The organism is Cobetia sp. MMG027 (genome assembly GCF_027947415.1).
Taxonomy (GTDB): Bacteria; Pseudomonadota; Gammaproteobacteria; order Pseudomonadales; family Halomonadaceae; genus Cobetia; species Cobetia marina.
This window is the reverse complement of the sequence record NZ_JAQJIO010000002.1, coordinates 383,580-404,813: the sequence shown is the minus strand read 5'-3', so window position 1 is coordinate 404,813 and position 21,234 is coordinate 383,580. Positions and strand designations below refer to the sequence as shown.

The 21,234-nt window shown below is 61.5% G+C and carries 20 protein-coding genes and 1 tRNA gene; 8 read left to right on the top strand and 13 right to left on the bottom strand.

The window, feature by feature from the left end; genetic code table 11:
- Positions 1-27 precede the first annotated feature (27 nt).
- Complete coding sequence (locus tag PJK54_RS03805; protein ID WP_271302274.1) at positions 28-258, bottom strand: DNA-binding protein; 231 nt, start codon at positions 256-258, stop codon at positions 28-30.
- Between PJK54_RS03805 and PJK54_RS03800 the strand changes: the two genes are divergently transcribed.
- The 6 genes from PJK54_RS03800 (at position 259) to PJK54_RS03775 (ending at position 4,928) form a co-directional block, all read left to right on the top strand.
- Positions 259-1,071 (top strand): LexA family transcriptional regulator, encoded by an 813-nt coding sequence (locus PJK54_RS03800; protein WP_271302273.1) that lies wholly within the window; start codon positions 259-261, stop codon positions 1,069-1,071.
- Between the two features lie 296 nt (positions 1,072-1,367).
- Positions 1,368-1,643, top strand: coding sequence for a hypothetical protein (locus PJK54_RS03795; RefSeq protein ID WP_271302272.1), 276 nt, complete (start codon positions 1,368-1,370; stop codon positions 1,641-1,643).
- A gap of 1,178 nt (positions 1,644-2,821) precedes the next feature.
- Positions 2,822-3,436, top strand: coding sequence for a hypothetical protein (locus tag PJK54_RS03790; protein WP_271302271.1), 615 nt, complete (start codon positions 2,822-2,824; stop codon positions 3,434-3,436).
- On the top strand, positions 3,433-4,347 hold the full coding sequence (locus tag PJK54_RS03785) for a DNA cytosine methyltransferase (RefSeq protein ID WP_271302270.1): 915 nt from the start codon (positions 3,433-3,435) through the stop codon (positions 4,345-4,347). Before PJK54_RS03790 ends, PJK54_RS03785 begins: the two co-directional genes overlap by 4 nt.
- A gap of 184 nt (positions 4,348-4,531) precedes the next feature.
- Positions 4,532-4,681, top strand: a complete 150-nt coding sequence (locus PJK54_RS03780) for a hypothetical protein (protein WP_160317839.1) — start codon at positions 4,532-4,534, stop codon at positions 4,679-4,681.
- A 13-nt stretch (positions 4,682-4,694) separates the two neighbouring features.
- Positions 4,695-4,928 carry a helix-turn-helix transcriptional regulator gene (locus PJK54_RS03775; protein WP_271302269.1) on the top strand — a complete coding sequence of 78 codons (234 nt, stop codon included), beginning with the start codon at positions 4,695-4,697 and terminating at the stop codon, positions 4,926-4,928.
- Here PJK54_RS03775 and PJK54_RS03770 read toward each other — a convergent pair.
- The 5 genes from PJK54_RS03770 to trpB all read right to left on the bottom strand — a co-directional run bounded on the left by PJK54_RS03770 (position 4,897) and on the right by trpB (position 11,521).
- Positions 4,897-6,141: a tyrosine-type recombinase/integrase gene (locus PJK54_RS03770; protein WP_176493380.1), complete on the bottom strand. Its 1,245-nt coding sequence runs from the start codon at positions 6,139-6,141 to the stop codon at positions 4,897-4,899. The genes PJK54_RS03775 and PJK54_RS03770 overlap by 32 nt on opposite strands.
- A gap of 161 nt (positions 6,142-6,302) precedes the next feature.
- A tRNA-Arg gene (locus PJK54_RS03765) sits at positions 6,303-6,379 on the bottom strand.
- A gap of 96 nt (positions 6,380-6,475) precedes the next feature.
- Positions 6,476-8,851, bottom strand: a complete 2,376-nt coding sequence (locus PJK54_RS03760) for an EAL domain-containing protein (RefSeq protein ID WP_271302268.1) — start codon at positions 8,849-8,851, stop codon at positions 6,476-6,478.
- 469 nt (positions 8,852-9,320) lie between these two features.
- On the bottom strand, positions 9,321-10,160 hold the full coding sequence (gene trpA / locus PJK54_RS03755) for a tryptophan synthase subunit alpha (protein ID WP_084208158.1): 840 nt from the start codon (positions 10,158-10,160) through the stop codon (positions 9,321-9,323).
- Positions 10,161-10,285: 125 nt separating this feature from the next.
- Entirely contained in the window at positions 10,286-11,521 is a 1,236-nt protein-coding gene (gene trpB / locus PJK54_RS03750; RefSeq protein WP_077374435.1) for a tryptophan synthase subunit beta, read from the bottom strand.
- 181 nt (positions 11,522-11,702) lie between these two features.
- Between trpB and PJK54_RS03745 the strand changes: the two genes are divergently transcribed.
- Positions 11,703-12,671: a LysR family transcriptional regulator gene (locus tag PJK54_RS03745; RefSeq protein WP_271302267.1), complete on the top strand. Its 969-nt coding sequence runs from the start codon at positions 11,703-11,705 to the stop codon at positions 12,669-12,671.
- 117 nt (positions 12,672-12,788) lie between these two features.
- Here the strand turns inward: PJK54_RS03745 and purU are convergent, their stop codons facing one another.
- The gene (gene purU / locus PJK54_RS03740) at positions 12,789-13,643 is read right to left on the bottom strand and encodes a formyltetrahydrofolate deformylase (RefSeq protein ID WP_077374535.1); all 855 of its coding nucleotides are present in this window, start codon (positions 13,641-13,643) and stop codon (positions 12,789-12,791) included.
- A 363-nt stretch (positions 13,644-14,006) separates the two neighbouring features.
- On the opposite strand from purU, the gene PJK54_RS03735 reads away from it, so the two are divergent.
- A complete protein-coding gene (locus tag PJK54_RS03735) occupies positions 14,007-15,587 on the top strand; it encodes a ribonuclease J (protein WP_084209644.1) in 1,581 nt (526 codons plus the stop codon).
- A gap of 214 nt (positions 15,588-15,801) precedes the next feature.
- Here the strand turns inward: PJK54_RS03735 and PJK54_RS03730 are convergent, their stop codons facing one another.
- The 6 genes from PJK54_RS03730 to mobB form a co-directional block, all read right to left on the bottom strand.
- Complete coding sequence (locus PJK54_RS03730) at positions 15,802-16,089, bottom strand: H-NS family histone-like protein (protein ID WP_077374537.1); 288 nt, start codon at positions 16,087-16,089, stop codon at positions 15,802-15,804.
- Between the two features lie 238 nt (positions 16,090-16,327).
- Positions 16,328-17,314 carry a GTP 3',8-cyclase MoaA gene (gene moaA / locus PJK54_RS03725; RefSeq protein ID WP_176493384.1) on the bottom strand — a complete coding sequence of 329 codons (987 nt, stop codon included), beginning with the start codon at positions 17,312-17,314 and terminating at the stop codon, positions 16,328-16,330.
- A complete protein-coding gene (locus tag PJK54_RS03720) occupies positions 17,314-17,877 on the bottom strand; it encodes a molybdenum cofactor biosynthesis protein MoaE (protein WP_077374541.1) in 564 nt (187 codons plus the stop codon). Before PJK54_RS03720 ends, moaA begins: the two co-directional genes overlap by 1 nt.
- A gap of 1 nt (position 17,878) precedes the next feature.
- Positions 17,879-18,694, bottom strand: coding sequence for a cyclic pyranopterin monophosphate synthase MoaC (gene moaC, locus PJK54_RS03715; RefSeq protein WP_271302266.1), 816 nt, complete (start codon positions 18,692-18,694; stop codon positions 17,879-17,881).
- Positions 18,695-18,861: 167 nt separating this feature from the next.
- The gene (gene moeA, locus PJK54_RS03710; RefSeq protein WP_271302265.1) at positions 18,862-20,232 is read right to left on the bottom strand and encodes a molybdopterin molybdotransferase MoeA; all 1,371 of its coding nucleotides are present in this window, start codon (positions 20,230-20,232) and stop codon (positions 18,862-18,864) included.
- Positions 20,233-20,267: 35 nt separating this feature from the next.
- Positions 20,268-20,891 (bottom strand): molybdopterin-guanine dinucleotide biosynthesis protein B, encoded by a 624-nt coding sequence (gene mobB / locus PJK54_RS03705; protein ID WP_271302322.1) that lies wholly within the window; start codon positions 20,889-20,891, stop codon positions 20,268-20,270.
- Positions 20,892-21,234: the final 343 nt, after the last annotated feature.

Below are 21,234 nucleotides of genomic sequence, written 5' to 3'. Positions count from 1 at the left end.
TATGGGCGGCGGGCTATGCTGTGGCTGTCAGGCGGTGTTCTTGCTGGGCATGAAGCGGTTCCGAATGTCCGAAGCCTCAAACACAGCAGGTGAAAGCCTTGCGATGGCCTCTGCATGACTGGTTTCGCCGGTGTATTCCGTTCTTGGCAGGCAACCCCTCTCGATCCACTTGTAGACGGCACGAATTGAAACGCCGCATGCCTTGGAAACCGCCCCCACACCTCCTGCCTGCTCGACCAGTTCGCGCAAGGAGTTCATTTGTTTGCCTTTGAATATGTACCGAAAGTACATAATAGACATGTACTGAAAGTCAAAGCAAGTCCAATCATCATTGGACCCATGGTTCATACACTGTCTGAACGGGATGAGTTCGCCTCCCGCCTAAAGAAAGCACTTGCCGAACAGGGCATCCCTGATCGCGGCCAAGGCGTACATCTAAAAAATCTCACAGGCGTCACCCCCAAGGCCGCCAGCAAATGGCTCAATGCTGAGTCAATGCCGGGACAGTCCAAGCTAGTGCTGATCGCCAAGGGGCTAAACGTGCGTGCGGAATGGCTGAGGTTCGGAACCGGACCAATGAGAGAAAACAGCAAGAATGAGCTGGTTTTTCATGAAGCCGAGTTTGTGGATGGAGACGCCCCACTCCGAGAGGATGAAGTTGAAATCCCCTACTTTCGGGAAGTTGAGATGGCCGCGGGAGATGGCCGTACCCAGGTGATCGAAAATCACGGAGCGTATATGCGCTTCAGCCTGCCGCGCCTGGCCCGAGCAGGTGTAGATCCCAAGCAGGCCGCCTGCGCCACAGTCACGGGCGATTCAATGGAGCCAGCCATTTTCGACGGCTCCCCCATCGGTATCGACAAGAGTTGCCGTCACATCATCGACGGCAAGATCTACGCACTGGATCACGGCGGCATGCTGCGCGTGAAGCGACTCTATCGCCTGCCCTTGAACCGTATGCGCGTGGTCAGCGATAACCACATCGAGTATCCGGAAGAGGTCTATACCATAGGGGACCCCGACGCCCCGAAAATCATCGGCCGTGTCTTCTGGTGGGAAGTGTTTGCCTAACGAAACCCTCTCGCGCACGCGTAACCAGAGAGAGTGGTTCTAATAGGTAGGTTCTAGGTACGACGCTGGTGTCGCCCTCCCCCTGACACTGGCGTCACCCTCCCTCCTCCGCCTTCGTTTCTGCCTATCGGCTAAATTCCCTTCTAGATAATCAGCCGCTCCTCGGAGCGGTTTTTTTTGTACCCTAAATTCAAATATGTACTATTGGTACTTGACCAATACTGAACCACTAGTACATATTTGTTTCACATCGACACGGCACATCGCCGTCGTCACTGACTGGATTGGAGCAGCCCATGACCGACACGGCCCGCAAGCATCGTTCAGCCATCACCCTCGCCGTCATCGTCGGCGGTCTGGTCACGCTCGCCAGCCTCACCCAGCAGACTGATGGTCCGCGCCAGCTGTCCGCCAGCGAAGCCGAATACTGCGAGATGACCGCCATGTGGCAGGAAGACGCCAAGGCCGGTTTCGTCGAATCACAGCGCCGCGGCTGGCCGGACTTCCACGGCAATGCCGCCAGCCTCTGCTCCCCTCAGATTACGCATGGTCAGCAGCTCGCCAGTCGCTGATCGGACCTCGCCCCACGGCCAGCAGGTGGTGCCAGTGGGATTGCGAGCATAACCACCCGCAGGTAAGGCGCCGGTTCCTCCCTTGCGCTAGCGGCCTTACCCCCGACACCTGGGCAAGTGGTGTGACAGCTGGAGAGACAGCGCTTATCAGAGGGCACCGGCGCTACCGGTATCGCCTGATGAGCCCCGAACCGCCGGGCAATGCGGCTGCTCTTTAACAATCAGGCATGCCCAACCCGCCCGTAGCGCTAGACACGCGAGAGGCCGCTGGGAGTACGCCGCCCAGGGCTGTCGAAATACTGGGAATGGTACGGGGCTTTGCCAATGGCAGAGCCCACCTGAGAGTGCAATGGCAAGCCATCGCAAAGCGCGACCGCTTCCCGATGCTCTTTCCCTGCAGTGCCTGTGCATCCTCGCCATGTCCCTGGCGGGGTCTTTTGCTGGAACCACCATCTGCATCAGCCATAAACATGAGTGGTTTAATCAAACCCATTTTCCTTTACACTTGAAAATCCTGGAAATTGCAGGGTTCTGAAGGGGAACTGAATCTATGGGCGTTGAAGCAGTATGGATGGGCCTGGGTCTGGCCCTACTTTTTGTGCTGTTGACGTTCGGCTCTATGGGCCGACTACGTGAAGATGCTCGCCATTCCAAGGATACAGAAACAGCTGATTAGTTTTGTGCAAGCTGTCTGATTGTTAACCCACCTACACGGTGGGTTTTTTTGTGCTCATAGGCCAGCCGTTATCGGGAGCTGACCTATGCGCTCAATCATCACTCGGCAGGAGGTCTTCATGGCCCTCGGTCTTCGAACCCAAGTCACCATTGATGGAGTCACTGCGACAATGGCTGAACATGCAAAGCTACGTGGAATAAGCAGAGAAACACTCTTGTCACGCATGACTCGCCGAGGTCGGCATGACGCCCTTCTTCTACTAGAGCCAGCAACCAAGTCTCGCAAGCCGGTGCCACCACCTAGCCGGGCAGAGATCATCAACACCTTGATGCGCACACCCGCTGGCCTATTGGCGACCGCCAAGCGACTGGGCGACTACGCATCAATGACACAGACACCGCCATGATTCACCCACTACTCATCGCCGCCACTTGCCTGGCGGCTTTCTTTTGCCTGCTCGCCGATGGCTGGCTCGACACACTGCTCACCAAGGATGACTGACATGATCCGCGATCAACTGATGGAAAGCCTGCTGCACCTCCCCCACCCGTGGCCGCGCCCCGAGACGGAATGCAGCCTCCCGACCGATAACGGCCACGGCGATCTCGAGGGTTGGATCAAGGGCCCGACCAACAACGAATGGCACTACGCATGGATCGGCGCCTATGAGCGCCGAATCGTCATTACTCGGGAACAATGGGAAGAGATGCTGCTGGCCCGTGTGGAGCGTCTCGAGCAGCAGGCCGGCGATGAAGCTGGCCTGAAGCAACCGGATGAAATCGATCCAAATGAATGGCATGGGGATGACGACCTGCCCCCAATAGGAGCGGCGGTGAGTTTCGATACACCTGATGGCGATATTGCCGTGGCCACCGTCATCGGCCACGCGCTAGTAGGCGCCAACATCGTGATCGAGTCCGCTGGACGCGGTGTCGAGGTGCGGCACTGTTCAGAGCTTAGCCCCGCCCGCTCCGATCGGGAGAAGGCAATAGAGAGCATGAAGCAGATTACCAAGGCCGCCGCTGACGCTCATAAGCGCGAGCTGCACGGGGCACTGTCGGAAGAGTACCTATTGGGAGCGCTCTACGACGCAGGCCATCGCAAGGTGAAGTCATGAACGTCATCGACCTCTTCGCCGGTGCCGGTGGATTCAGCACCGGCGCCAGCATGGCCGGCTGCAACGTGGCCTGGGCTGCAAACCACTGGCCGGATGCTGTCGAGTGGCACAGCCGCAACCATCCAGACGCAGCGCACATCTGCCAGGACTTGCATCAGGCGGATTGGAGTCAGGTGCCCGCGCATGACCTGATGCTGGCGTCACCCTGCTGCCAAGGCCACAGCAAGGCGCGGGGCAAGGCCAGCGGTAACCCTCAGCACGATGCCAGCCGCTCGACTGCCTGGGCAGTGGTATCAGCTGCCGAGTATCACCGACCGCCAGCCATCCTCGTGGAGAACGTCCCCGAGTTCCTCGATTGGCAGCTCTACCGCCCCTGGGTGCTGGCCATGCAGGCACTGGGCTATGCCGTCAGCCCGCATGTAGTAGACGCCGCGGATCTCGGCGCCCCGCAGAATCGTATCCGCATGTTCCTGGTGCTCACCCAGTCCGCTCAACCGCTCAAGCTGAACCTGCCAACGCTCGATCACCTCCCGGCCGGCAGCTTCATCGACTTTGAGGCAGGCCGCTGGCAACCCATCGAGAAGCCCGGGCGAGCCGCCGCCACTCTCGAGCGTGTTCGCGCTGGCCGCGCCACCCACGGCGACCGCTTCCTGATCAGCTACTACGGCAACACCAAGACAGGGCGCTCACTGAATCGTCCCATCGGCACCATCACCACGCGCGATCGCTGGGCCATTGTCGATGGCGACCGCATGCGCATGCTCAGCCGGTGGGAGTGCCGATCGGCCATGAGCTTCCCCGACACCTATCAGCTACCGGACAACCACCGCCTCGCCGTGCATCTGCTCGGCAACGCGGTCTGCCCTACCCCGATCAGCCACATCATCAAGGCGCTGCAGCAAGCAGCATGAATGTGAGGAGTCTATGCGTCAGGTATCGCAAGCATCGTGGGAGCCGCCAGCGCATGGGCCATGCCCGCAATGCGGTGGCAGCGGCACATTTCGAGGCGTCTTCCATATCTCCCCATGCGCCCATTGTCACGGTACCGGGTACGCCGCAGAAGATGGTGAAGCACTGCCACTGGAAGACCTGATCGTGATGATCAGCCAACGACGAGATCACTGGCGCCGCAAGTACACCTTGGTGATGCAGGTGCCCGGTGTGCAAGACGCGATGGCCAATCATGCCGCCGCGCAAGAAGAGCAGGCCCTGGGCTACAGCTCGGGCCGTTATCAAGGTGACTAGACAGGAGATGATCATGACAGACACATCCACACACCAGCCGCTGCGCTTCCTCCGCACCCGTGAAGTCTGCGAGAAGATAGGCCGCAGCCGCTCATCACTCGAGAAGCTGCTTGTGAAAGATTCCAACTTCCCGCGCCCCATCAAGGATGGCATTGGCCGGGCATCGACCAACTATTGGTACGAGCATGAGGTTGAAGCATGGATGAGCCAATGGGCTACGCAGTTACGTCCCGCTGACGACGCTTGAACTTGTCCCGCTTGGCCTTGGTCATGCCGACTTCCAATGCCTCAAGGTAGTCGGCATACCACTGCATCATCTTCCGTCTCTGCTCAAGGTACGACGCCTGGTTGTACACGCCCTCCAACCCGATCGGCTTGTGCGCAAGCTGCATCTCCGTCCACTGTAACGGCCACCCATGCTCACTCAGCAGCGTCTTGGCCGTGTGGCGGGCTCCATGCCCCGTCATCCTCTCCTTATACCCTGCATTCGAGAAGCAGCGATTGATCGCAGCATCCGACAGGACAGGTAGCTTTGCTCCCTCCCCAGTGAATACATACCTCGATCGTCCAGAAAGAGGACGCATCTCTTCAAGCGCTTGCAGTGCTTGACGGCAAAGTGGCACGACATGATCGCGGCGCATCTTCATCTTCTCCGCGGGGATGTGCCACGACTTGCCCTTGATCTCGCTCCATTCCATCCATCGCACCATGCCTGGCCGCGATGCCGTCCATACGACCATCCAAGCAGCCAAGCGAGTAGACCGGCGGCTAGTCGTCATACGCAGCGCACGGAGAAAGTCTGGTAGATCTTCTTCCAGTAGATGAGGACGAGGCTTGGAGACTGGTGCCGGCGCCGCAACGTCCAGCAGGTTCGAAGCTGGGTTGTTCTCGCAATAGCCGTGAGCAATGGCGAAGTCGAAGATCCGGCGCAGAAAAGCCCGGGACTTCTCGGCAATATTGAAAGCCTTGCGGGCCTCAATGCCTTTCTGAACGCGCACGCAGTCAGCCCGTGACACATCAGCAACTGCCATATCTCCCAGTGCAGGCAACGCATCATTATCGAGCCAATGCCTCATCTTGGTCAGCGTCTTGGCCGATCTCCCCTGCATCTGCTTGTGCTCGTACCACTGCTCCGCGACAACCCCAAAGGTCCGGACACCACCGCCCCCTCTAAGGTGCTCCCGGGGATCAATGCCGTCGGCTACCAGCTCGGCAATCTGGATAGCTTGAGCTCGCGCTTTCTTGGCCTTGGTGTCCGGGTAACCCCCTACTCCCATGAACGACCACTTTTGCGTGATCGGGTGTTTGTAGCGAACCTCCCAGCGCTTGCGGCCAGTTGGCGATACGACGAAGTAGAGACGGTCCAGGCCATAGGACTCGCGATACTCACGCGCTTCTGGCTCGAGGGTAGACAACACGGTGTCTGCAAGCGGTCGCCGCTTGATAGCATCACGCTTCATGTATGGTGCCCATGTATGGTGGAACCTCACCATACACCACACCATACACGGGCCTCCAGAGTGGATACATGTATAAATATACAGTATTACGGACGCAATAAAGGTAAAACAAGGAGTTACGAGAATATAAGAGGAGGGTAAAGCAGGGAAAAAGAGGGGCTTGGCGCCCCCTGCAGGAGTCGAACCTGCGACCTGCCCCTTAGGAGGGGGCCGCTCTATCCAGCTGAGCTAAGGGGGCGTAGCGCTGCGCAGTATAAGCCATTGAAGTGGCAAGATAAACCCGTTCGGCCCGCGCGTGCCGCCCTCCTCACGCCAGGCAAGAGCATCATCGGCCTCATGCGCCGAGCACTCCGGCTTCGATCTCATCGAGCACGTCCTTCATGGGACGGGGGCGCCCCAACAGATAGCCCTGGACACGCTGACAGCCCAGCTGACGCAGCACCTCGAACTGCTCGGAGGTCTCCACTCCCTCGGCCACCACTTCCAGCGACAGGGCGCGCGCCATCACCAGCATCGCACGCACGATCTCGTTGGCATGGCAGACTTCCTGTCCGGGAGTCTCGCCAGGTGCAGGCGCTGCCAGCCCGTCGTCATCGATGAGACGCAGATCCTTGATGAAGCTGCGGTCGATCTTCAGTTCACTGAGCGGCATGCGGCGCAGGCGTGCAAGATTGGAGTAGCCGATCCCGAAATCGTCGATGGAGAACGTCAGCCCCAGCGCCGCCAGCTGGTCGACCTTCTCCAGCATGTCGGCCTCATCTTCCGCCGCCAGGCTCTCGGTGATCTCCATGCGCAACATGTCCGGCGCGAAGGCATGGCGCTTGAGCAGGGCTGCGACCTGCGGCACGAATTCCGCGCTGCGAAACTGTACCTGACTGACATTCACCGCGATCGGCAGCTGATGTCCGCGTGTCGCCATGTCTTCCAACACCGCACAGGCTTGCCCCAGCACCCAATGACCCAGCTCGACGATCAGCCCTGATTCTTCCGCGATCGGGATGAAGGTCGCGGGCGAGACATTCCCCAGCAGCGGGTCATTCCAACGCAGCAACGCCTCAAGACCACAGAGCCTGGGCAGCTGATGCTCAAGCGAGGCATCCGACTGCAGGGAGAATTGCGGTTGGAGATGGACTTCCAGATGCTGACGGGAAAGCGCACTGCGCAGGGATTGCTCCATCTGGGTGGCGGCGATGATGCGATTGCGCATGTCCGGTGAGAAGAAACACATGCGTGCACGCCCGGCCCCCTTGCTCTCATAGAGCGCGATGTCCGCCTCGTGCAGCAGATGGCCCCAATCGTCTCCCTCGTCTTCTGCCGCCCCGGAAAGCGTCTGATACCCCTCGTCCGCCTCATCCGGACGCGGATACAGCGTGATGCCCAGTGAGCCGGACAACTGATGCGCACGCCCTTCCAGCTCAACCGGTACCCGCAGACGTGCCAGCAATCCCTCGCCGACGTGCATCGCTCGGGCCCTGGCGTCCTCCATGCCACCGAAGCGAGGTGCCAGCAGCACGATGAACTCATCCCCGCCCTGGCGCGCGAGCACATCGCCCGGCTCCAGCAACTGCTCCAGTCGGGCGGCGATCTGGATCAGGGCACGATCTCCCGCGTCATGCCCCAGCACATCGTTCAGGCGCTTGAAATGATCCAGATCCAGGAACATCAACGCCCCGACGCGCGCTTCTTCCAGAGCGAGGTCCGCGAAGGCTGCGAGCTTGCGACGCAACAGCCGACGATTGGGCAGGCCCGTCAATGCATCATGCAGCGCCTGATAGGTGAGCTGCTCATCACGCCGATGGCGTTCGATCGCCAATCGAGCCACGTTGACGGCGACCTTCAGCAAGCCGAGATGGCTATCGTTGAAGACATCGCCGGACGTGGCATAGAAGGCGAAACTTCCCAGCGGATTGCCTGCATCATCGAGGATGGGCATGGAGAGACAGGCATCCAGTCCCAGCGCGTGGGGATGATGACGGAAGCCCTCCCAGGCGGGGTCCTCGCCGATGGCGGGGGTCAGCACCTGCTCACGCCGCCACATCGCCGTACCACAGGTGCCCACCCCCTCCCCGATACGCAGGCCGGAGGTGAACTGCATGAAGCTGGGAGGCAGGCTCGGCGCCTTCCCCCCGATGATTCGTGTACCTGCCTCATCCAGAAGCAGCAGCGAGGAACGCACGCGAGTCGCGACGGCCTCGATGGCCTGACACAGGTCCAGCAGGGTCTTGTCCAGCGGCTGGCCAGCCGTGACGGACTCAAGCAATCTGAGCTGGGAATGGCTGAGCTCCAGCGCCAGATGCGCCTGGGTCACATCGGTATGCACGCCGAGATAACCGGTCAGGGTGCCGTCGGCGGCCATGAGCGGTATGCAGCGCAGACGAAGGCGCAGCGGTCGTCCATTCGCATCGTGGTGGAGCAGCTCCTCGTCACTGGGCTCACCCAGCTCGCACTGCTGATGCATTCTGGCGATCACCGTCCTGTCGGAATCCTCACCCGTCAGAAATTCACTGAGCACCTGACCGGCCAGGTCTTCTGCCCGGTATCCCGTCAGCTCCTCGAAGGCCGGATTGACCCACTGCACACGCCCTTGAAGGTCGTATCCACACACTCCATTGGAAGTATGCTGCAACAGCTGATGCAAGCAATTGCTGCCTTCCAGGTCGTCAACCGAAGCAGCGGAGGTGGCCGCGGCGGAGGACGCTGATGGATTCATGGACATGTCGTTTCAATCTCCCTGCCGATGCTGCCTGAAGGTTCATGGCTTCTGGCACAGTCAGCATGTCGGTCGCACTCGATCTTTCCTTCCTGAAGTGCCGGCCGCCTTGGCGCCGACTCTCCTCTCATCCTGCTGGTCAAGTGTCACTTGTCCTTGAGTATAAGTAACCCTCAATCTGCGTTGAATGAAGGCGAAATCTCATGAAACCTCTGCCTCGAGCGCAAGGCAGGCACTGCCATGTCGAGCCTTCGCGGCAGGATGGTCTTCTCTGGCGTGGTGGGATCCGAGAGCGCGCGAGACCCTCCCGCGCAATGCTCGAAGGACAGCACAACGTGATGACACAGCCGGACGGATACGACCGAACGAAAACAGACGAACGAAAACAGCCACGCCCCGACCAGAGGTCGAGGCGTGGCTGTGTCACTACCCGAGGGGAAAGGCGAGCTGGCTACCCCTGAGCGAACCCTCAGTGGCGCGCCGTCTTCAGCGCATCCGCCAGTTCACGGGTCAAGGCATGTACCGCTTGGGTGCCCTGCTCCGGTGTCTCGGCGTTGGCCTGCAGATCGATCAGGGCCGAGCCGACCACGACTCCATCGGCGAAACGACCGATACGCGCCGCCTGCTCTGCGGTACGGATACCGAAACCGACCGCGACGGGAATCTCGGTGTGCTCCCGGATACGGCCCACTTCGGCCTCGACCTTCTCGGCCGTCGGTGCAGCGCCACCGGTCACGCCATTGCTGGAGACGTAGTAGAGGAAGCCTGAGGTATTGGCCAACACGCCCGGCAGGCGCGCGCTGTCAGTCGTCGGTGTCGCGAGGCGAATGAAGCTGATACCGGCGGCATTGGCCGGCTCACACAGCTCATCGTCGTGCTCCGGCGGCAGGTCGACCACGATCAGGCCATCGACACCGGCCTGGCTTGCCTGCTCAAGGAAGGTGGCCACACCGCGACGATAGATCGGATTGTAGTAACCCATCAGCACGATGGGCGTGTCCTGATCCTGCTTGCGGAATTCCGTGACCATCGCCAGGGTACGGTCCATCGTCTGGCCGGCCTTCAGGGCACGCTGGGTGGCATGCTGGATCGCCAGACCATCGGCCATCGGGTCGGTGAACGGCATGCCCAGCTCGATGACATCGGCACCGGCCTCAGCCATGCCGAGGAAGGTCGCGAGGCTGGCATCATAGCCGGGGTCACCCGCGGTGATGTAGGTCACCAGCGCTGCGCGATTCTCGCTGCGTACGGCAGCGAAACGGCGGTCAAGACGGCTGCTGGAAGTGGTGTCAGTAGCGGAAGTGCTCATCAATAGACTCCGAATTTGCTGACCTGCAGGCAGCGATTCACCTGCAGGCGAAGAAGACATGGGGCGGATGGACCCGGTCAGCGTCTGACCCCTCCATCGCCGGGCATTGCGCGACAGGCGCGGCGTTACTCGCCGTCAGGATTCAGGCCCAGCTCGTCCGCCAGATGATGGGTGACGGTGGCCATGTCCTTGTCACCGCGGCCGCTCAGATTGACCACCATCAGATGGTCCTTCGGCAGGCCCGGTGCACGCTTGATGACTTCCGCCAGCGCGTGGGAAGACTCCAGCGCCGGAATGATGCCTTCCAGGCGACACAGCATCTTGAAGGCGTCCAGTGCTTCCTGGTCGGTCGCGGCGACATACTCGGCACGCTTGATGTCGTGCAACCAGGCGTGTTCCGGGCCGATACCCGGATAGTCGAGCCCTGCGGAGATGGAGTGCGCATCACCGATCTGCCCCTCGTCATCCTGCAGCAGGAAGGTGCGGTTACCGTGCAGCACGCCCGGCAGGCCCCCCTTGAGACTGGCGGCGTGGCGCGGCGTGTCCAGACCTTCACCGGCAGCCTCGACCCCGATGATCTCGACGCTTTGCTCGTCCAGGAACGGATGGAACAACCCCATGGCGTTGGACCCCCCGCCGATGCAGGCGACCAGCGAGTCCGGCAGACGGCCTTCCTTCTCCTGCAGCTGGACGCGGGTTTCCTGACCGATGATGGACTGGAAGTCACGCACCAGCTGCGGATACGGATGTGGGCCCGCGACAGTACCGATGATGTAGAAGGTATCGTCGACGTTGGTGACCCAGTCACGCAGCGCCTCGTTCATGGCATCCTTCAGGGTGCCATCACCGGCGGTGACCGGGATCACCTTGGCGCCCAGCAACTGCATGCGCTGAACGTTGGGCTGCTGACGGTGAATGTCGGTGGAGCCCATGTAGATCACGCAGTCCAGACCGAAACGCGCCGCCACGGTGGCCGTCGCCACGCCGTGCATGCCGGCACCGGTCTCGGCGATGATGCGCTGCTTGCCCATGCGGCGTGCCAGCAGCACCTGGCCCAGCGCATTGTTGATCTTGTGAGCGCCGGTGTGCATCAGATCTTCCCGCTTGAGATAGACCTTGGCACCTCCGAGATGCTCGGTCAGACGCTCGGCGTAATACAGCGGGCTCTGACGCCCGACATAATCCGCGGAGAGACCGGCCAGTTCCTCGGCGAAGGCCGGATCCTGCTTGGCGGCTTCATACTCGCGCTGCAGGTGCAGAATCAGCGGCATCAGCGTCTCGGCGACGAATCGGCCGCCGAAGTCACCAAAGAAGCCCTTGGCATCCGGGCCTTGACGCAGGGTAGCAGTCGACTGGCTCATGCAAATCTCCTCGAAGTCATGTCAGTGGCGGGGCACGCTGGTGCGGCGTCTGCGTTCTTGGCCTGCGTGGTGCACCCGACAGTATGCTGACCATCCTAGCGCTCGGCACGCGGGATGAAAAACGATATATTCGCCAAGATGTGTGAGTTTATCTCACAGGACACTCAGCAGGAGACATCCGATGGCCCGCCTGACTCCGCCCGATTCATCCTCTCCCGCCTCTCTGGAGGCATTGCCCTCGCTGAATGCCTTGCGCGCCTTCGATGTGGCGGCTCGCTTCGAGAGCGCGTCGCGTGCCGCCGAGGCGCTGCACGTGACCCACGGCGCCGTCAGTCGTCAGATTCGCCAGCTTGAGGAAACGCTGGGGACACAGCTGTTCGACCGTGCTGGCCGCGGGCTGAAGCTGACGCCGGCGGGTCATGAGCTGGCGGCCGCCACACGCCATCACTTGAGCGGCCTGGCACGGATCTGTGCGGACCTTTCCCGCAGTGATGCCCGCGCGCCCTTCGTGCTCAGCTGCCCGGGCTCCTTCCTCGCCCGCTGGTTCATTCCGCGGCTGGGTGCCCTCAAGGCAGCCCTTCCGGAGCTTGAACTGCATCTGACTGCCAGTGACGACAACGAAGGCCTGCGCTCTGGCGTGGATGGCGTGCTGCGCTTTCAGACTCCCCCCTTCACCCAGGCTGAGCATCAGGAAACGCGAATTCTCGGCACGGAGCGCATCGGCCCGGTGCTGCGTCCGGACACTGACTGGCTGGGCGAGACCACCGCGACTCCCGCACCACAGACTCTGCTGACCTTGCCGCTGCTGCACACCCGCTCGCGCCCGCAGGCCTGGCCGGACTGGTGCTCACGCCAGGGCCTGTCCAGCGATCAACTGCACTACGCGCAAGGCTTCGAGCACCTCAACTATCTGCTGGAAGCGACGCTGGTGGGATTGGGCGTGGGCATCACGCCGGATTATCTGGTCGAGGAGGACCTGCGCAGCAGACGCCTGATCGCGCCGTGGGGCTTTGTCGAGACACGCGCCTGCCTGACGCTGACGCTGCCCGAGAGCGGTCGCACACGGGCACGACACCCTGATGCAAAAGCCCTCGCCGACTGGCTGGCACGGGAGCTGAATACTCCGCCTGTCACCTCTCGCAGCCCATGACAGGCACCAGCGCCACGCCGTCCTGCGGGCAGGTGCAGGAAACAAGAAGACCGGCACCCTTTCAGGTGCCGGTCTCGGTTCAGCCGCTTGGCTCAGGCAGTCAGCCCAGAGCGCGGATCAGGCAAAGACGATGGTCTTGTTGCCGTGGATCAGCACGCGGTCTTCCAGGTGCCAGCGCAGGCCACGCGACAGTACCTTCTGCTCCACGTCACGCCCGATGCGCACCAGGTCTTCCGCGGTGTGGCAATGGGTGACTCGATGGATGTCCTGCTCGATGATCGGGCCGGCATCCAGCTCCTCGGTCACGTAGTGACAGGTAGCGCCGATCAGCTTCACGCCGCGGCCGAAGGCCTGATGGTACGGCTTGGCACCGATGAAGGACGGCAGGAAGCTGTGGTGGATGTTGATCAGGCGGCCGGCATAGCGCTCGCAGAGGCTCGGCGGGATGATCTGCATGTAACGCGCCAACACGATGCTGTCGGCCTCGGCCTCTTCCACCAGTCGTTCGACCTCGGCAAATGCCGGCGCCTTGTCATTCTTGTCCACCGGCACATGGTGGAACGGAATGCCATGCCATTCGACCAGTGAGCGCATGTCTTCGTGATTGGAGATGACACAGGGGATATCGCATTCCAGATCCCCCGACTGCCAGCGGTGCAACAGGTCCACCAGGCAATGGGAATCCTTGGACACCATCAGCACGACCCGCTTGCGAGCGGCCGTGTCATGCACCCGCCACTCCATTCCGAACTCTTCCCCGATCGGCGCGAAGCGCTTGCTGAGTTCAGCGGCGCTGAGGCCGATGGACTCGGGATTGATCTCATAGCGCATGAAGAATCGACCCGCACCCAGATCGGAATGCTGATTGGCTTCGGTGATCCAACCGCCTTGCTCGGCGATGAAGGTAGAGACTCGGGCAACAATTCCCACCTGATCAGGGCAGGACACCACCAGGCGATAGGCGTGTGACATCGTATGTTCAACCATTGTGAAAGCGGGGAATGATATTCAGCCGGTAACGACTACCGACACGCTCGGGAGTCCGGCCATCGACGCCATGGCTCCCGGCAAAAGGTGCGCCATTGTAGCTGATCACACGCGACGAAGCAGCGCCCTTCAACGAGAGTGAATGAATTGTCAATTCGACCTCGGTTTCGCCCCTCGGGGTGGCCGGCGAGAAGTGCCGTCATTTGTGGCGCTTTGCGGGATTCCCGTATAGTTGAGTGACATTTTACTGATGGCATGACATCCATGTTGAAACCCCGCGTTCAAGTCCGTCAGAGACAACGTCCACCGCTGCATCTTCTGCCGCTGGGCGGCTGTGGCGAGATCGGCATGAATCTGACGCTATATGGTTACCAGGATCACTGGATCGCCGTGGATTGCGGCATGATGATTCGCCAGGATCTTCCTGAAGGCCCCTTGCAGGTACCCGACACCGAATCGCTGGCAAGCCTGGGCATCTGCCCGGAGATGCTGGTGATTACCCATGGTCACGAAGACCATATCGGTGCCGTTGCCTGGCTGTGGCCGAAATGGCGCTGTCCGATCATCGCCACACCACTGGCCGCGGGCCTGCTGCGGGCCAAGTTCGCGGAACGCGAACTCGAGACGTCCAGCCTGCAGATCATCGAGGTCGATGAAGGCTTCGAGTCCGGGCCCTTCGCCTTGCGCCTGCTGCCGTTGACCCACTCGATACCCGAGAGCTGCTCGCTGCTGATCGTCACGCCGGAATATCGCGTGATGCACACCGGTGACTGGAAGCTGGACCCGGAGCCGCTGATCGGTGAGCCCACTGACCCGGAGCGCTATCAGGCGCTGGCGCCGGTCGATCTCGTGGTCGGCGACTCCACCAATGCCCCTCTGCCCGGCCACTCACGCAGTGAGGGCGAGGTGGCACGTGCACTGGAGAAGACGCTGGCCGGCTGCCGTGGGCGGGTCGTGGTGACCTGCTTCGCGAGCAACCTGGCGCGCATCCTGGCACTGGGTCGTGCGGCGGCTCGCAATGGCCGTCGGGTCACGCTGCTGGGCCGCTCGATGGAACGCATGGTGCGGGTGGCACGCGGACTGGGCTATCTGGAAGATTTCCCGCCGCTGGTGCCGGTAAAGGACCTGGGCTATCTGCCGCCGGAAGAGGTGATGGTGATCGCGACCGGCAGCCAGGGCGAGCCACGCGCGGCACTCTCACGCCTGGCCAACTCGCGCCACCCTGATTTCGAGCTGGCGGCGGGCGACACGGTCATCTTCTCCTCCAAGGCCATTCCCGGCAATGAACTGGCGATCGGCAAGCTGCACAATGCCCTGACCCGCCTGGGCGTCGGCATCATGGAAGAGAAGCAGTTCCCGGATCTGCATGCCTCAGGCCATCCCGCCCAAGAGGAGCTGCGCACCTTCTACGGCTGGCTGAAACCCACGCGGTTGCTGCCGGTGCACGGCGAATACCGTCACCAGCTGGCGCACACCCAGGTAGCACAGTCCCTGGGCATCGAGGCACCGCTGATTCCCGTCAATGGTGACGTGATTCGTCTCGATGCTCAGGGGCTGTCCGTGGAAAAGCGTCTGACGTTGCAGGAGCGGATCATCGAGCACGACAAGGTGCGGCCACTTGACTCGATGGACCGTCGTGCACGAGCGCGTCTCGGACGCCATGGCAGCGTATCGCTCGCCTTGCCCCTGACGCTGCAGGAAGCCGGTTGGGTGCGTATCGGCCGCCTGATGCTGGACGTCAGTGGTACGGCCAGACTGGATGAAGACAGCTTCGCCGAGTGGCTCGATGACACCCTGGCCGGACTCGAGACCACCGACATCGACACCGTGAAACAGCAATTGAACAGCAGAATCAATCGCTGGCTACGCAATCATCTGCGTCACGAGCCGGTGCTCTTTCTGCATGTGATGACCATGGGTGACAGCTGAAGACGCCATGACAGGCAAGCCTGTCAGGCTACTGCGATTCCCCCGGCCTTTCACCTGCCTTGAAGCATGAAAAAGCCCGATCGGAAAAATACCGATCGGGCTTTTTCATGCCTGAATGCACGCTGGAACATCCATCAGCAGAGACGTCCCACTCTACCGTCATGACCGCCAGTGTGATCCACCTCATCCACTGGGGCCCCGTGCCGGGCAACGCTTACTGTGCTGACTTGTTCTTCGGCGGACGACCGCGACGCTTCGGCTGGTCACTGACCAGATCATCGACGGAAAGACCCGCTTCGATCATCGCATCACGAATCTCGGCAAGCTTGCGCTCCTTGGCGATTTCTTCTTCGCGACGCTGTTCATCTTCCTCGGCTTTCTGCTCAATGACTTCATTGATGACTTCAGAAAGCTTGTGCAGTTGTTCCATGGACAACTGGCGTGCCGCTGCACGTGCGACATTCTTGTTGCGAGCGATCTTTTCCAGGGATTCTGCGGTCATCTTGCTACCTCCACCATGCGGGCGAAACTGGAATCCAATGAGGGACACGATAGTTGATTGGATGTTGCAGCAAAGTATAAGCCTTAATTGAAAGCTGACAAGCCTTGTCAAAAGCAAGGCAGTGTTGCCACAGCACCGCCCAACAAGAACCCTGCTCGAAGGCAGGGTTCTTGTGAAGGTTTATCGTGTTGTCGAGTGGATATCCCAAGCCAGCCAAGAGATTCAGATGGCGATTTCGTCAGCCACCGGTCATGTTCATGAAGCGGACGATCTGGACATCACCATCGGTCGTGAAGTGGTGACGCTCCGGCTTGAGATGCATCGCCTCGATGATGGCCGCCTTGAGAGGTTCGATATTGCCGGGGTCGCGGCGCATGATGGCACGCAGATCCAGCGAGTGCTCATTGCCCAGACATAGCAGCAGACGCCCTTCTACCGTCACTCGAACACGATTGCAGGTCGAGCAGAAGTTGTGACTGTGCGGCGAGATGAAGCCTACGCGCGTTTCACTGTCTGCCATGCGGAAATACCGGGCCGGTCCCAGACTGTCTTCCAGCGTCGGTATGAGTGCGTGATGCTCCTCTATCCGCGCCTGCACTTCATCGCTGGAACAGAACGTCTCCTCACGTCCGTGATCGGACACCTGCCCAAGCGGCATTTCCTCGATGAAGCTGATATCCAGCCCTTCCTGGCGCGCGAAGTCGACCAGAGAAACGACCTCATGATCATTGCGCCCCTTGAGCACGACAGCATTGAGCTTGATGCGAAAGCCTTCTGCCCGCGCGGCCCGAATACCGGCGATCACCTTGTCGAGATCCCCCGTACGCGTCAGGGCCTTGAAGCGCTCAGAATCCAGAGAATCAAGACTGATGTTGAGGCGCTGCATGCCGGCGGCCTTGAGACGAGCGGCATGCTTGACCAGGCCCGCCCCATTGGTGGTCATGGAGAAATCCTTCAGCCCGTCAAGCGCGCCGATATCTTCCACCAGAGTACCGATATCGCGTCTGACCAATGGCTCACCACCGGTCAGGCGAATCTTTTCGACCCCAAGCTCCACGAAGGCGCGTGCCAGCAGGGCGATTTCCTCGAGACTCAATACCTCGTCTCGCGGTAGAAATGTCATCTCCTCGCTCATGCAATAGACACAGCGAAAGTCACAGCGATCCGTCACGGAGAGACGCACATAGCGAATGCGACGCCCGAAATCATCGACCAGGGTTTCCATCAACCATCTCCCAGGGTCTGAGGTGTCACAGGAGTCAGGGAATCCTGCTTGGCAGAGTGTGTCCGAGCGCCTTCTGCCGAAGAGTGCCAGCGCTCCAGAGCATCGCGGTCACTGGAGCGCTCCTGCACCCAGTAATCGCCAGAGGCGGTATGCTCCTTTTTCCAGAAAGGCGCACGCGACTTGAGGTTGTCCATCAGAAAGTCACAACCGGCAAAGGCGGCCTGACGATGCGCGCTCGCCACCAGCACCAGCACGATATTGTCCATGGGCGCCAGGCGCCCGATGCGATGGATGATACGCGCCCCTGTCAGCGCGAAACGTTCCTGCGCTTCCACCAGCAACGCCTGCAAGCTGCGTTCCGTCATGCCGGGATAATGCTCCAGTGTCAGTGCCTGGACATCGGGGCGTTCATTGAAATCACGCACCAGCCCGGTAAAGGTCACCACCGCACCGATATCCCCCCGAGCATGGGTGAGGGCCGCCTGCTCGGCGCGAATATCGAAATCCGCTGACTGGATGCTGACCGAAAAGGCCCGATCGGCAGTCGCAAGGGGTGTCGTCATCTCAGCCTCCCGTGACGGGCGGGAAGAAAGCGACTTCATCACCGGCCTTCAGAGGATGATCATCACGCACCATGTCCTGGTTCACGGCGCACAGCACGCGCGAGTCATTGAGCGCTTCCAGCTGCGGATCACGCAGTGCCAGGGTGCGCTTGAGCCCACCGACCGTGGCATCGGCCAGGGTGGCAGGGTTGAGCGAGAGTGACTCAAGGTCGAGACGCTCACGCAGCTCGGCCAGAAACAGGATGCGCAGATTGCCGTTCACCGCCGTGACAGGCGACACGTACTCGGATGCGACTGCCAGGGCGGCCGGCACTCCCGTCGGTGCCGGCGCCTCCTCCTGCATGGCCTCACGCTGCCAGTCACCGCTCTTGCCACCCGTCTTGGTTTCCAGCTGGATGTCGCCGATCACGATGCCCTTGTCCACCGCCTTGCACATGTCATACAGGGTCAGTGCTGCCACGGAGGCAGCCGTCAGCGCTTCCATCTCGACACCTGTGCGCCCGTTGAGGCGACAGAACACCTGTATCTCGACACAGCTGTTCACTTCATCCAGCGTGAAATCGACCGTGACCTTGGAGAGCATCAAGGCATGGCAGAGCGGGATCAGCTCATGGGTGCGCTTGGCTGCCTGGATGCCGGCGATACGCGCCGTGGCCAGCACATCTCCCTTGGGCAGGCCGCCCTCCGCCAACAGGGCCAGCGTGGCAGGCAGCATGTTGACCCGCGCACTGGCACGGGCCTCGCGCCGGGTTTCCTGCTTGTCCGCGACATCGACCATATGGGCTTCGCCGCGGGCGTTGAGATGGGTAAGGCTCATTAGCTGTCTCGTATCCGTATCAGGTCCGCCGGGGGTGGCGGTTACCTCTGTAAGCATGGGCGGTCGTCACGACAGCCCGGTAGATCCTGTTTCGTGGTCTGTCGGCGGCCCGAGGATGTCAGACGTCCCGCCGAACTCCGCGTTCGATCGCTCGGCCTGGCAGGCCATCATGACAGGCCACGCGTCCCCAGCCATTGCACCATGACCGGGTCGCCGGCCTGGAGGGAGGCGCAGCCTGCCGGGATCTCGATCAGACACTGCGCGGCCAGCATCGAAGTCAGAATCCCCGATCCCTGACGGCCAGTGGTAGTCACGACCTGACGCCCCTGGTCATCGAGCGTCACCCGGCCGCGATGATAATCGACTCGTTCAGGGCGTGAGCGCAGCGTCTCGCCTGCCACCATCTGCAGACGCGGTGACTGCCAGCATGCCAGGGTCCCCGGATGGTCTGCCGGTGCCGGGCTCAGCGGCCCCAGCCCCCCCAGCATGCGCAACGCCGGCAGCACGAACTGCAGATAGGTCACCATGGTGGCGACCGGATTGCCGGGCAGACCGAAGAACGGCACCTGCCGGCCTTCCTCTGCCGCCAGTACGCCAAAGGCCAGAGGGCGCCCGGGACGCATGGCAATCCGCCACAGCGCCAGCTGGCCACAGGCCTCCAGCGCGCTGCGCACATGATCTGCCTCGCCGACCGACACGCCGCCGGAAGTGATCACCAGATCCGCCCGCGCCGCGGCATCTCGCAGGGCAATGCTCAACGCCTCGCGCTGGTCACGCAGAATGCCGAGATCCAGCACCTCGACTCCCTCGGCATGCAAGGCAGCCGTGAGGCTGAAACGGTTGGCATCATAGATGCCGCCGGCCGGCAAGGGCTCTCCCGGCGCCGTCACTTCATCACCGGTCGAGAAGATCGCTACACGCAGCGGACGATGAACGGTGAGTTCGGCTAGTCCCAGCGATGCAAGTACCCCGATGGCCGCCGGCGACAGCCATTGCCCCGCCGAGATCACGTCACTGCCACGGGCGATATCCTCGCCGGCCTGACGCACATTCTGCCCTGCGCGAACGCTGCTGGCGCCGTCAATCACGACCTGCTCGGCAGTCTCGGCGTCACCCGCCTGGCTATCGGCATCAAGCATTGAATCAGGCGAGGCGTCGGGCGTGAAATAGTCGAGCTGCTCCTGCATGACCACACTGTCAGCACCCGCCGGCATGGCCGCACCGGTCGTGATGCGCAATGCCTCCCCCGGAGCCAGGGCACGCCCCGTCCAGGGGTGCCCTGCCAGCGAGCTGCCGATGACTCGGAGCTGGCATCGATCCCCCTCATCCAGCGCGCCGGCAGCCAGCGACGCGTGGGCCAGCGCGATACCGTCCATCGCGGCATTTGTCTGGGCAGGCACGTCCAATGGCGATATCACCGGCTCAGCCAGAACATGTCCGACGGCCTGGGCGAGTGGCACGCGCTGAGTGGGCCGTGTCGCCGCGAGCTTCGCCAGACTGCCTCCCAGCACTGCAAGCGCCTCGTCGACACTCAGCATCCGCTCACCGAATCTTGGGTCAAAGCACGACAGACTCAAGAGGCCACCTCCTGACGGGGCTGGCCGCCATTCAATCGCCATTGCACCGGCCAGGCCGCCACCCAGGCCGCCAAGACATCGATATCATCGAGATCCAGCCGCGTCAGATCTGCGGGAAGCGCCACCGGGAATTCGCCATCTAGCTCATCATCTGGCTCATCCATTGGACCTGGCACGGCAAGTGCCCGTATCCAGGGATCATGCAAGGCCCGCAGCGGCTTGCCGACGGCCGCGCGATGCAGCTCAAGCTTGGGCAATGGCCACTGCTTGAACCCCTCGACGAGAATCAGATCCACCGCCAGCCCATCGAGCTGCGCGACAAGCTGCTCCAGATCTGCCTCCTCTTGATCGGGCGTCTCCATCATCAGCGCAAAGCGCCGGGCAGAGGCAACCAGCATGGGAGTTGCCCCCGCCGAGCGCAGGCGATGACTGTCCTTGCCCGGCGTATCCACATCAAAGGCATGATGAGCGTGCTTGATGACGGCGACTCGCAGACCACGCTCACGCAAGGCCGGCAGCAACTGTTCCAGCAAGGTGGTCTTGCCCGTGCCGCTCCAGGCGGCGATGCCCAGCAGCGGACAGGCCGAGGCGGCAAGTCTCGCCGCCCAACCGGGTGACATCGTCCCGCCGCCGGTATCAGCGGAAGAGCAAGAATGAGAGACAGTGGACGCTTCGCGCCCCATGGCATCAGTGGGCAACTCGGGCATGACGATTCTCTTGAGGTTTCCGGCGTGCTCACGACGTGATGGCCGATACGATTCGATGATGCTGATGGCATCGACCCACATGTCGGGCCCTTTTCTCTCAGCGCCGCTCATGAGGAGCGTTGGCGACATGATGAAAAAAGGGTGGCCTGCCACAACAGGCTTGCCTGTAAATCTGCAAATCCAAGGCCAGGCATGCCTGCCGCGGCAGGACAATACGCCGCTGAATTCCAACATGTACGGCAGGTGAGCACTGACC